Raw genomic sequence first — 11720 nt, 5'->3', positions numbered from 1 at the left:
CATGCACCAGCTTTTTTCACCGGAAGCTAACAGCAACCCCGTCCACCTACAAGAAAAATATGTGGGGAAGGGTCAGGGTCAGAGCACATTTTGGGTCAATGTCCAGATGGATATTGACCCTACGGGATGCTCACATGGCCCCGCGACCGCTCGCCGCATGTAGATCCGAACAGGTGACGGCTAGCGCACAAGCTTGCTCTAAAGACCGTGCCTAAAAATGTGCTCTGACCCCGAATTCTGAGCAAAACGTGCTCTGACCCCGAATTCTGGTGGCGCGTTTGCAGACTTTCCCACGGTTCGGTACCATGCTCTGTTGCAATCTTTATCCAAGGTTGCTCACTCAACCGTCCCGTGGAGACCAATCCGATGCCGCGTTACCGCCTGCCGTCCCTGTCCGTCCTTTCCCTCGTGCTTGCCGCCGCCTTCGCCAGCGCCGCGCACGCCCAGACGTCACCGATGGCGCCGGATATCCCGGCCGGAAAATTCGAGACGACGGTCCCGAACGCCGACTACGTCAAGCAGGACGTCATGATCCCGATGCGCGACGGCGTCAAGCTGCATACCGTGATCGTGATCCCGAAGAGCATCGCGGAAGGCAAGGCGCCGATCATGCTGACGCGCACGCCGTACAACGCGTCGGGCCGCGCCGGCCGCATGAAGAGCCCGCACATCACGTCGGTTCTCGGCGACGGCGACGACGCCTTCATCGAGAGCGGCTATATCCGCGTGTTCCAGGACGTGCGCGGCAAGTACGGTTCCGAAGGCGACTACGTGATGACGCGCCCGGCGCGCGGCCCGCTGAACAACACGCAAGTCGACCACACGACCGACGCCTACGACACGATCGACTGGCTGATCAAGAACATCCCGCAATCGAACGGCAAGGTCGGCATGGTCGGCTCGTCCTACGAAGGTTTTACCGTGCTGATGGCCCTCGTCGACCCGCACCCCGCGCTGAAGGCCGCCGTGCCGATGAGCCCCATGGTCGACGGCTGGCGCGGCGACGACTGGTTCCACAACGGCGCGTTCCGCAACCCGAACCTTGCCTACATCGCGAGCCAGAACGCGGCACGCGGCGAAGGCGAGAAGATCGTCACCGGCATCAACGACGACTACGACGCCTGGCTGCGCGCGGGCTCCACGTCCGACTTCGCGCACCTCTACGGCGTCGACCAGCTGAACTTCACGAAGAAGCTGTTCGAGCATCCGGCCTACGACAGCTACTGGCAGGAGCAGGCACTGGACAAGATCCTCGCCAGGCGTCCGCTGTCCGTGCCGACGATGACCGTCGTGGGCCGCTGGGACCAGGAAGACATCTACGGCGCCTATGCGACCTATGCCGCCGTCGAGCCGCAGGACAAGACGAATAAACTGAATTCGCTGGTGGTGGGCCCGTGGCGCCACAGCGGCGTCAACTACGAAGGCTCGACGCTGGGCGCGCTGAAATTCACGGGCGACACCGCGCGCGAATTCCGCCGTGAAGTCATGCTCCCGTTCTTCAACCAGTACCTGAAGGATGGCGCGCCCGCGTTCGACACGCCGCCCGTGTGGTCGTACCAGACCGGCGTCAATCGCTGGCGCCGTCTCGACCAGTGGCCGCTCGTGCCGGCCTCCACGCCGCTGTACCTGAAGCCGGGCTTCGGCCTCGCCTTCGAGAAGGCGCAGGGCAAGGCCGACAAGACGGCCGCGTTCGACGAATACGTGTCCGACCCGGCGAAACCGGTGCCGTTCGTGCCCCGTCCCGTGCACATGACCGACGCCAGCGTGTGGAAGCCGTGGCTCGTGACGGACCAGCGCAGCTATTCGGACCGCCCGGACGTGCTGACCTACACGACCGCCCCGCTCACCGCGCCGCTGCAGCTGGCCGGCCAGCCGATGGTCGACCTGTACGCGTCGACGTCGGGCACGGACAGCGACTGGGTCGTCAAGCTGATCGACGTGTACCCGGACGAAGTCGCGGCGCAGCCCGAGATGGGCGGCTACCAGCTGCCGATCGCGATGGACATCTTCCGCGGCCGCTACTACCAGGGCCTGGACAAGCCGGCCGCGATCCCCGCGAACAAGGCCGAGCGCTATCGCTTCGCGCTGCCGAACGTCGACCACGTGTTCCTGCCGGGCCACCGCATCATGGTGCAGATCCAGTCCAGCTGGTTCCCGCTGTACGACCGCAACCCGCAGACGTTCGTGCCGAACATCTTCTACGCCAAGCCGGGCGATTATCGCAAGGCGACGCAGCGCATCTATCACGCGCCGGGGCTGGAGAGCGCGATCGAGCTGCCGGTGGTGCAGGCAGGGAAATAATTCATGCACTGTGGCTGAGCGGCGACACACATGTTAAATCCGTAGGACTTTCGTGGACGGCAAGGTAGGCTGTCGTCTGTCGCGCTTGTTGATTCCCGAGGTCCTGCCCATGAAGTTCCCCGTCACCGCCGGCGCCCTGCTGCTGGCCAGCACAATCGCCCACGCCCAGACATCCCACTGGGCCTTCAGCTACACCGGCTTCCACGACCAGGAAGCCGCCGCCTTCCTGCCCGACCTGCGCATCGACGGTTCGTTCACCGGCGTCGATGCCAACGGCGACGGCGTCCTCGAACGGGGCGAGCTGACATCGCTGCTGGTCGATGCAAAGGACTACGTGGCCTGCGCGGCGGGCAGCAATACCTATTACCACTGCGACGCCGACAGCTTCCGCTTCTCCGCGGAGAGCGGCCTGTCGTTCGGCATCAGCGAATATTCCAGCGATCCGGAAGGCCTGAACGGCGGCGGCCACTTCGTCACGACCGGGCAGATGGTCTACGACTACCAGTTCAACCCGTACGGCGGTTCGGAACACCACCTGCTCTGGACGGACGGCACGACGCTCTCCATGTCGTCCGCCCTGCCCGGCACGGAATCGGTGCCGGCCGTGCCGGAAACGCCCACGTGGGCGATGCTGCTGGCGGGCGTGGGCGGCATCGGACTGTGGCGCCGCCGGCGCGCCTGATTTCCGCGGTTTGCCCTAGACTGGGGGCATGGGCGCAATCTACATCGGCATCTCGGGCTGGCGTTACGAACCATGGCGCGGGGTGTTTTATCCGCCCGGCCTCGCGCAGGCGCGCGAGCTGGAATATGCGTCGCGCTTCCTGCCCACCATCGAGATTAACGGCTCGTTCTACTCGCTGCAGCGCCCATCCAGCTACGCGGCGTGGTACGACGCGACCCCGCCCGGTTTCATCTTCGCCGTGAAGGGCAACCGCTTCCTCACCCACATGCTCAAGCTGCGCGGCATCGAGACGCCGCTCGCCAACGTGCTCGCGTCCGGCGTGTTCGCGCTGCGCGAAAAACTCGGGCCCTTTCTGTGGCAGTTCCCGCCGCAGCTGCGCTTCGCTGCCGACAAGGTCGAGCATTTCCTCTCCCTGCTCCCGCACGACACCGAGCACGCCCTCGCCATCGCGTGCGGCCACGACGAGAAGCTCGCGGGCCGCGCGCTGCTCGACATCGACGCCGTGCGCCCGCTGCGCCATGCCGTCGAAGTGCGGCACGAGAGCTTCCGCGACCCGGCCTTCCTCGCGCTGCTGCGCAAGTACAACGTGGCGCTGGTGGTGGCCGATACGGCCGGCAAATGGCTGGAAGTGGATGAAGTGACGGCGGACTTCGTCTACATCCGCCTGCACGGCGAGCACGAGCTGTATGCGAGCGGGTACGAGGACGAATCGCTGGAACGCTGGGCCGCGCGCATCCGCGCCTGGGCGGAGGATGGGGATGTGTACTGCTACTTCGACAACGACATCAAGGTTAGGGCGCCGTTCGATGCGAAACGCCTGATCGACATGTTGGGGTCACATTAGCGCTGGACGTGCACCTGGATGACCTTGCGGCCCTTCGCATCCTTCTCGGGCAGCGGCTCGGTCTCGCACGTGCCGCACGTATCGCACCCGCTGCCGCAGCTCGAATCCGTGCCGAGCCACTTCACGAAACGGCCCTTGCCGGTGCCGCCCGACAGCTTGTAGACGAGCTTTTCGCGCCACGCCTTGGGCAGATACTTGACCGCCGCATACAGCGCGGCGACGGCGACGATGACTGCGACGACCAGGTACTGGATCATGATCAGCTCCCCAGCACGGCCCGTGCGATGTGGAAGGTCAGGAACGAGGCCGTGTACGCGAGCGCGAACATGTAGCCGGCCATCAGGAATGCGTAACGCACGCTGCCCGTTTCGCGGCGCACGACGGACAGGGTCGACAGGCACTGCGGCGCGAACACGTACCACGCGAGCAGCGACAGCGCGGTCGGCAGTCCCCACGACGCGGCGATGATCGGCGTCAGCGAGCTGGCCACGTCCTCGCCGCCGCCCGACAGCGCGTACACCGTGCCCAGCGCACCGACGGCCACTTCGCGCGCGGCCATGCCGGGCACGAGCGCGATGCAGATCTGCCAGCCGAAGCCGATCGGTTCGAACACGACGGCCAATGCGCGGCCCAGCATGCCCGCGATGCTGTAATAGATCGGCGGATGCGTCGCGCCTTCCGGTGCGCCCGGGAAGCTGGACAGGAACCAGACGAGCACCATCAGGGTGAGGATCACGGTGCCGACGCGGGTGATGAAGATGCGCGCGCGTTCCCACAGGCCCAGCGCCAGGTTGTTCAGGTGCGGCCAGTGGTAGGCGGGCAGTTCCAGCATCAGCGGCTGGTGGCCCTTGGCGCCCATCGTGCGCTTGAACACCCAGGCGACGGCCATCGCGCTGATGATGCCGGCCGCGTACAGCAGGAACAGCACCATGCCCTGCAGGTTGATGCCGCCGGCCAGTTCGCGGTTCGGGATGAACGCGGCAATCACGAGCGCATACACGGGCAGGCGCGCGGAACACGTCATCAACGGCGCGATCATGATCGTGACGAGGCGGTCGCGCGGATTCTGGATCGTGCGCGCGGCCATCACGCCGGGAATCGCGCAGGCGAACGACGACAGCAGCGGGATGAACGCGCGGCCCGAGAGGCCGACGCCGCCCATCATGCGGTCGAGCAGGAACGCGGCGCGCGGCAGGTAGCCGCAATCCTCCAGCACGAGGATGAACAGGAACAGGATCAAAATCTGCGGCAGGAACACGAGCACGCTGCCGACGCCGCCCAGGATACCCTCGACGATCAGGCTGCGCAGCGGGCCATCGGCCATGGCACCGCCGACCCACTGGCCGATGGCGTCGACGCCGTTCTTGATCAGGTCCATCGGCACGGCGGCCCAGCTGAACACGGCCTGGAAAATCAGGAACATCGTGGCCGCGAGGATGACCGGGCCGATCACCGGGTGCAGCACGACGTGGTCGATCTGCTCGCTCAGGTTACCCTTGTCGTTGTCGAAGCTGACCGTCGCGTCGATGATGCGGCGCACCTCGCGCTGGGTCTCCTCGACCGGGACGGCGTCGATGGCGGACAGCGGATTCGGTTTGACGTGCAGCTCGAGCGGCATGGCTTCCAGCGCCGCCAGCAGGCCCTTCTCGCCGCCGGCCTGGATGGCCACGGTCTCGATGACGGGCATGCCCAGCTCCTTCGACAGGCGCGCCGTGTCGATCTCGATGCCGCGCTTCTTCGCCACGTCGACCATGTTCAGCGCCAGCACCATCGGCAGGCCGAGGCGCTTGATCTCGAGGACGAGGCGCAGGTTCAGGCGCAGATTCGTCGCGTTGACGACGCAGACGACGGCGTCCGGCGTCTGTTCGCCGGCGCGCAGGCCGGCGACGACGTCGCGCGTGATCGCTTCGTCGGGCGTGTGGGCGTTCAGGCTGTAGGCGCCCGGCAGGTCGAGCACGCGCAATGCGCGGCCGCCCGGCAGCGTGAAGCTGCCTTCCTTGCGTTCGATGGTGACGCCGGCGTAGTTCGCGACCTTCTGGCGCGCGCCGGTCAGGCGGTTGAACAGGGCGGTCTTGCCACAGTTCGGATTACCCAGCAGGGCAATGAGCGGCGTTTTTGCGGCCGCCTGGACCTGCTGATCTACTGCTCCCATGTCGGTTCCATTACTCCGGCTGGATCGAGACCAGCGCTGCCTCGAAGCGGCGCAGGGCAAACGTCGACTGGCCGACCTTGACCGCCAGCGGACCGCCGGGCAGGCCGCGCTTGAGCATGCGGATGCGCTCGCCCGGCACGAAACCCAGCTCCATCAGGCGGCGCGACACGTCGATGCCGCCGTCGCGGCTGCCGATCGCGTTCGGCGCGAGATGGATCACGGTGCCGCTCTGGCCGGCCTTGAGGCTGTCGAGCGTGGTCAGGGTAGGAGCAAGAGTCATGGTGTCGCTTCCGGAGTAAGGGGCGATGCTTTTACGGTTGGGTACATCATAAACCTAAATGCGAATTATTTCTATTTGCGGTTTGTCTACTTCCGCTCTCTCAGCCTTCATTTAACGCAACAACGCAACAAAAACGCTTGCATTCGCGATCCAACTTGAGCAGAATACGAAGGGTAATGAGAATGATTCGCATTATAGACCAAGTAACAACGGCCTGTGATGCATCCACCACCGGAACCGTCCCATGATCGTCTGTGTCTGCAATAACATCTCCGACCGCGAAATCCGCCAGGCGGTCGACCTCGGCCTCACGTCGATGGCCGACCTGTACAAGGAACTGGGCGTCGGCACCTGCTGCGGCAAATGCGTCAGCTATGCCCGCGAAGTGATGCACGAGCACCTGGAAAGCAAGACCGTCGTCACCGAGCTGCGCCGCGCGCCGGCTGACGGCATCGTGGCCTGATCCACACACCTTCCCGCGCAGGCCGCCGCGGTGCCCGATATTGCTATGCAAAATCGGTACGTGCACCCGACCATGCACGACCCGGTCTTGGTAATATGTGACTTCCGACGCATCCGGATTTCACTCCCATGCCCGTAATCCCGTTCCGCCCACCGAAAGCGCCCTTTACGGTCCAGCCGCCTCCGCAGCCCACGCGCCGCGCCGTCATCGTCAAATGGCTGCGCAAGACGCATGGCTGGATCGGTCTCTGGGGCGCCGTGCTCGGCTTGCTGTTCGGCAGCACCGGCATCCTCCTCAACCACCGTGCCGTCATGAAAATTCCTGCCGTCCAGGCGCAGGAGTCCACGGTCCAGGTTCCCTTGCCGAGTCCGGCACCCGGCAGTCCACAGGCGCTGGCGACCTGGCTCAAGCGCTCGCTGCGGCTGGAGCCGGAACCCGGGCGCGTAAAAGCCGAGGCCGCGCGGCCCGTCGCGTGGGGCGAGAAGTCGCTGATCCAACCCGCGCGCTGGAGCGCCAGTTTTACTTCACCGTCGGGCAATGTCCAAGCCGAATATTGGGTCGGCAACAGCTATGTCACCGTCAAGCGTGCCGAGAATAATGTCTTCGGCACCTTGGTCAACCTGCACAAGGGCGTGGGCATGAGTGCCGCGTGGATCCTGCTCGTGGACACGCTTGCCGGCTCCATCATCCTGCTGTCGCTGTCCGGCGTCGTGCTGTGGTCGCTCACCAACCGGCGGCGCACCGTCGGCATCGTGATCGGGGCTATGTCGCTGCTGGCGGCCGGCGGCCTGGCGCTGGCGGCGATATGACCCTCCTCCACCATATGCCCCTGCCCGCCTGCCTCGTGGTTTGCTATGATGCTATGACGACAACCGCACGAAAAGGCAATCCATGAAGGGCGATCCCAACATCATCCGGCTGCTCAACGCACAGCTGACCAACGAGCTCACCGCAGTCAACCAGTATTTCCTGCATGCACGCATGTACAGGCACTGGGGCTTCGCGAAACTGGGCAAGAAGGAATACGACGAGTCGATCGGCGAAATGAAACACGCCGACCGCCTGATCGACCGCATCCTGATGCTGGACGGCCTGCCGAACCTGCAGGCGCTGCACAAGCTGCTGATCGGCGAATCGGTACAGGAGATGCTGGAATGCGACCTGAAGCTGGAACGCGCGGCCCAGGTCACGGTCAAGGAGGGCATCGCCGCCGCCGAGGTGGCGCACGACTACGTGTCGCGCGACCTGCTGCTGGAGATTCTCGAGGACACCGAGGAACACATCGAGTGGCTGGAGACGCAGCTCGACCTCATCGTCAAGGTCGGCATCCAGAATTACCTGCAATCGCAGATGGGCGAATAAGGAACGTCGATAAACCTGCTGCGCGTCGCACTGTTGGCCTCCGATGCTCGCCGTACCGTAAGTACGGCTGCGCTTCTCGGCCAACATTGCTTCCGCTCGCGACGGTTTCTCGAGGTTCCTTTTTAAGATGCCTCGCGCCAGCGTGCGACCCACTTGTCGTAGAAGCCGATGTCATTGGGCACCGCGCCGCTGACCGCACAGATCGCGCCGGCGAATTCGTTGGCGCGCGCCAGTATGAGCTCCAGCGGCCAGCCGCGCGCGCGGCCCAGCATGAAGATGGCGGCGAAGGCGTCGCCCGCGCCCGTCGTGTCGATCACGAACGGCGGCACCGGGTTGTCGCGGGTGGCGACGTAGCTGCCGTCCGCGCCGAAGTACACGGAACCGCGGTGGCCCAGGGTCACGATCAGTGCTTCCAGCGAAAAGCGGTCCATCAGCGCGCGGCAGGCCGCGTGCACCTCTTCCGTCGACAGCGCCTCGTCGTTCGGGCCGATCTGGAAATACCACTGGAACAGCGCCTGCAATTCCTCCTCGTTGACCTTGACGATGTCGGCCGCCGTCAGCGCCTTCGTGACGATCGGTTCGGTCGCGTGGCCCGTGCGCAGGTTGAGGTCGAGGAAGCGCTTGGCCGCCGGCGTCGCGTCCAGCACGGCCGCCAGCGCGAGGCGCGAGCGTTCTTCGCGCTGGGCCAGCGTGCCGAAATACACGGTGTCGTACTCATTGCTTCCCACCTCGCCGGAAACACTCGCTGCGGCGGAGTCGGGGTCGATGAAATCGTAGGCCTGGCGCGGCAGCAAAGTGAGACGATGACTGGTGCCCTGGCGCTCGACGACGGCGCGGCCCGTTTCTTCCATCGTGTCGATCTGCAGGCCCGTTTCCGGGATCACGAAGCGTTCGAACTCGGCGCGGACGGCGGCGCCGTTGCGGTCGTCGCCGATGCGGGTGATCAGGAGGGGCGGTGCCATGAAGGCGGCCAGGTGGCGCGCCACGTTGAACGGGGCGCCGCCGACGACCGGGGCGCCCGCGCCTTCCTCAACGTGCACCTCGCCGAACACCACCGCCATCCCGTTCCACTTCAGCATACGCCATCTCCGTCCGTTCGATCGTACCCGGGGCATTGTAGCGCACCAGGCGCATCGCGAAAGCGGCGCAAACGAGCAGCGCGCCGGCCAGGCGGATCACGTTTTCCGGGTTCCCGCCCAGCCAGCTGTGGTAGTACAGCGGCAGGGTGAAGATCTGGATGATCATCGGGATCACGATGAACATGTTGAAGATGCCCATGTAGACCCCCGTGCGTTCCGGCGGCAGGCTGGACGCGAGGATCACGTACGGATTGCCCATGATGCTGGCCCACGCGAGGCCGATGCCGACCATCGGCACGAGCAGCAGCACCGGCGTGTGGATGTGGGGGATCGCGAGCATGCCGGCGCCGGCCAGCAGCAGGCACACGGCGTGCACGACGTGCGGCCCGTGACGCCGCGCGAACGGCACCAGCGCGAACGCGGCGAGGAACGCGATGAAGTTGTAGAACGCGCCGATCTGGCCGTTGAGGAGGCCCGCGTCGCGAAAGCCCGGCGAGGCCGCGTCGCTCGTGCCGAACAGGGTGCGCGCCAGCGACAGCGTGATGAATTGCCAGTAGCAGAACATCGCGTACCACTGGAAGAGCTTCACGAGGGCCAACTGCTTCATCGTCACCGGCATGTCGCGCACGGCGGCGCCGATCTCCGCCAGCGTATGCGTCCAGCCGCCGGGCGTGGCGCGCAGCGCCGCCAGCGCGTGCGGCGGCAGCGGGTCTTCCGGCGTCGTCTTCACGGACCACAGCACGGACACGAGCGAGCACACGGCGCCGATCAGGAATGCCGCGACGACGACCTGCGGGATATGGCTACCGTTGACGGCATCCTTGTCCATCCCGATCCACACGAGCAGCGACGGCGTCAGGTAGGCCAGCGTCTGGCCCAGGCCCGTAAACGCGCTCTGCGTGAGGAAGCCGAGCGAGTGCTGGCTCGCGGGCAGCTTGTCGCTGACGAACGCGCGGTACGGTTCCATCGTCACGTTGTTCGCGGAGTCGAGGATCCACAGCAGGCTCGCGGCCATCCACAACGTCGGGCTGTACGGCATTGCCAGCAGGCCGAGGCTGCACAGGATCGCGCCGATCAGGAAGTATGGCGTACGTCGTCCCCAGCGGCTGACGGTGCGGTCGCTCATCGCGCCGATCAGCGGCTGCACGAGCAGGCCCGTGACGGGACCCGCGAGCCACAGGTACGGCAGGCTCGCCTCGTCGGCGCCGAGATATTTGTAGATGGGGCTCATGCTGCTCTGCTGCAGCCCGAAGCTGAACTGGATGCCGAAGAATCCGATGTTCATGTTGACGATCTGCCAGAACGTCATGCGCGGCTTGGCCATCATGGCTCCCAGCGGTCGATGAATGGACGGTAGAACGCATGATCGTCCGGGACGGCGCCGACGATGCCGCACACGGCGCCGGCGAATTCGTTGGCGCGGGCAAGCGTGGCATCAAGCGCCCAGCCGCGCGCGCGGCCCAGCAGGAACACGGCGGAGAAGGCGTCGCCCGCGCCGACCGTATCGGCCAGCTGCACGGGTACTCCCGGCGTCGGGGTTGAGTGATAAGCGCCATCGGCACCGAAATGCACGGCACCGCGCGGCCCCAGCGTCACGATCAGGCCCGTCAGGTTGAACACGCGCAGCAAGGTCGCGCACGCGTGGCGCACGTCGGCGCATGCCATGTCGTCAGTCGGGAGCCGCATGTGGGTGTACCAGCCGAACAAATCCTGCAACTCCTCTTCGTTGACCTTGACGATGTCGGCCGCGTGCAGCGACGCGAACACGCACCGCTCCGTCACCTGCCCTTCCCGCACGTTCAGGTCCAGGTAGCGGCAGGCATCGGTCGCGCCCAAGAGCCGCGCCAGCGTATCGCGCGATGCCGGCTCGCGCTGGGCCAGCGTGCCGAAATACAGCGTCGCGGGCGCGGCGGCCGTCATGGCCGTCACCGCGGGCTCCGCCTCGATGGCATCATAAGCCTGGTGCGGCAGGATCGTGAAGCGGTGGCCCCCGTCGCTGTGGCGTTCCACACTCACCCGGCCCGTCGGCAAGGCCGCATCCACCTGCAGCCCGGCCATCGGCAGGCCGAAGCGCTCGAACGCCGCGCGCATGCGGGCGCCGTTCTCGTCCAGGCCCACTCGGGTGAGCATCAGGGCGTCCTGTCCCAGCGCGGCCAGGTGGCGCGCGACATTGAACGGCGCGCCGCCGATCACCTGGCGGTCGCCGAAGTCGTCCACCAGCGCTTCGCCGAACACGGCGACGGTTCCATTTACACGTTGCGTCATCATAGCCACACCTGATCCCACGGCGCCAGCGTCACCGCGCCGGCGCGGCCGTATGCGGCCAGGTCGACGGTCAACGCGCGGCCGGAAAAGTTGAAGAGACCCAGGAAGCGCTCGCCGCGTGCCAGCGCCAGCAGGGCCGGATCGCCGGCGGGCAGCACCGTGCACGGCGTCCCGGCCGCGAGGTCCGGCGTCACGCGGCGCGTGACGACATCACGACGCCGGCCTGCGCCAACACTTGCCCACCCCGGCTGATGCGCCTGACAGTATGTCTCCTGAAGAGCGGGCACGGTTT

Annotated in this window: 13 protein-coding genes; 6 read left to right on the top strand and 7 right to left on the bottom strand. The window is 65.9% G+C overall.

Translation table 11 applies throughout. The annotated features are described in order from the left end of the window. The first annotated feature begins 366 nt into the window (after positions 1-366). The 3 genes from ACEN88_RS14805 (at position 367) to ACEN88_RS14795 (ending at position 3827) form a co-directional block, all read left to right on the top strand. Entirely contained in the window at positions 367-2301 is a 1935-nt protein-coding gene (locus ACEN88_RS14805) for a CocE/NonD family hydrolase (protein ID WP_413340711.1), read from the top strand. Between the two features lie 109 nt (positions 2302-2410). Next, entirely contained in the window at positions 2411-2983 is a 573-nt protein-coding gene (locus tag ACEN88_RS14800; RefSeq protein WP_413340709.1) for a PEP-CTERM sorting domain-containing protein, read from the top strand. Between the two features lie 28 nt (positions 2984-3011). After that, positions 3012-3827, top strand: coding sequence for a DUF72 domain-containing protein (locus ACEN88_RS14795; RefSeq protein ID WP_413340707.1), 816 nt, complete (start codon positions 3012-3014; stop codon positions 3825-3827). Here ACEN88_RS14795 and ACEN88_RS14790 read toward each other — a convergent pair. The 3 genes from ACEN88_RS14790 to ACEN88_RS14780 are packed head-to-tail and all read right to left on the bottom strand — an operon-like array spanning position 3824 to position 6259. Further along, positions 3824-4084 (bottom strand): DUF6587 family protein, encoded by a 261-nt coding sequence (locus tag ACEN88_RS14790; RefSeq protein ID WP_413340705.1) that lies wholly within the window; start codon positions 4082-4084, stop codon positions 3824-3826. The genes ACEN88_RS14795 and ACEN88_RS14790 overlap by 4 nt on opposite strands. 2 nt (positions 4085-4086) lie before the next feature. Further along, the gene (gene feoB / locus ACEN88_RS14785; RefSeq protein ID WP_413340704.1) at positions 4087-5979 is read right to left on the bottom strand and encodes a ferrous iron transporter B; all 1893 of its coding nucleotides are present in this window, start codon (positions 5977-5979) and stop codon (positions 4087-4089) included. Positions 5980-5989: 10 nt separating this feature from the next. After that, positions 5990-6259, bottom strand: coding sequence for a FeoA family protein (locus tag ACEN88_RS14780; protein WP_413340702.1), 270 nt, complete (start codon positions 6257-6259; stop codon positions 5990-5992). Between the two features lie 244 nt (positions 6260-6503). Between ACEN88_RS14780 and ACEN88_RS14775 the strand changes: the two genes are divergently transcribed. The 3 genes from ACEN88_RS14775 to bfr all read left to right on the top strand — a co-directional run bounded on the left by ACEN88_RS14775 (position 6504) and on the right by bfr (position 8084). Beyond that, positions 6504-6722, top strand: coding sequence for a bacterioferritin-associated ferredoxin (locus ACEN88_RS14775; RefSeq protein ID WP_036234554.1), 219 nt, complete (start codon positions 6504-6506; stop codon positions 6720-6722). A gap of 128 nt (positions 6723-6850) precedes the next feature. After that, complete coding sequence (locus ACEN88_RS14770) at positions 6851-7531, top strand: PepSY-associated TM helix domain-containing protein (protein ID WP_413340700.1); 681 nt, start codon at positions 6851-6853, stop codon at positions 7529-7531. Between the two features lie 82 nt (positions 7532-7613). After that, positions 7614-8084: a bacterioferritin gene (gene bfr, locus ACEN88_RS14765; protein ID WP_413340699.1), complete on the top strand. Its 471-nt coding sequence runs from the start codon at positions 7614-7616 to the stop codon at positions 8082-8084. A 122-nt stretch (positions 8085-8206) separates the two neighbouring features. On the opposite strand, the gene ACEN88_RS14760 is transcribed toward bfr, so the two are convergent. The 4 genes from ACEN88_RS14760 to ACEN88_RS14745 are packed head-to-tail and all read right to left on the bottom strand — an operon-like array spanning position 8207 to position 11622. Beyond that, positions 8207-9163, bottom strand: a complete 957-nt coding sequence (locus ACEN88_RS14760) for a PfkB family carbohydrate kinase (RefSeq protein ID WP_413340697.1) — start codon at positions 9161-9163, stop codon at positions 8207-8209. Next, on the bottom strand, positions 9114-10487 hold the full coding sequence (locus ACEN88_RS14755) for an MFS transporter (RefSeq protein WP_413340695.1): 1374 nt from the start codon (positions 10485-10487) through the stop codon (positions 9114-9116). Before ACEN88_RS14755 ends, ACEN88_RS14760 begins: the two co-directional genes overlap by 50 nt. Next, positions 10487-11428 carry a PfkB family carbohydrate kinase gene (locus ACEN88_RS14750; protein ID WP_413340693.1) on the bottom strand — a complete coding sequence of 314 codons (942 nt, stop codon included), beginning with the start codon at positions 11426-11428 and terminating at the stop codon, positions 10487-10489. Before ACEN88_RS14750 ends, ACEN88_RS14755 begins: the two co-directional genes overlap by 1 nt. Next, a complete protein-coding gene (locus tag ACEN88_RS14745; protein WP_413340692.1) occupies positions 11428-11622 on the bottom strand; it encodes a hypothetical protein in 195 nt (64 codons plus the stop codon). Before ACEN88_RS14745 ends, ACEN88_RS14750 begins: the two co-directional genes overlap by 1 nt. Positions 11623-11720: the final 98 nt, after the last annotated feature.

This window comes from Massilia sp. CT11-108 (assembly GCF_047302915.1).
In the GTDB taxonomy this organism is placed as follows: domain Bacteria; phylum Pseudomonadota; class Gammaproteobacteria; order Burkholderiales; family Burkholderiaceae_D; genus Telluria; species Telluria orientalis.
The sequence above is the reverse complement of the archived record's forward strand: the minus strand, read 5'-3'. Positions and strand labels throughout refer to the sequence as shown.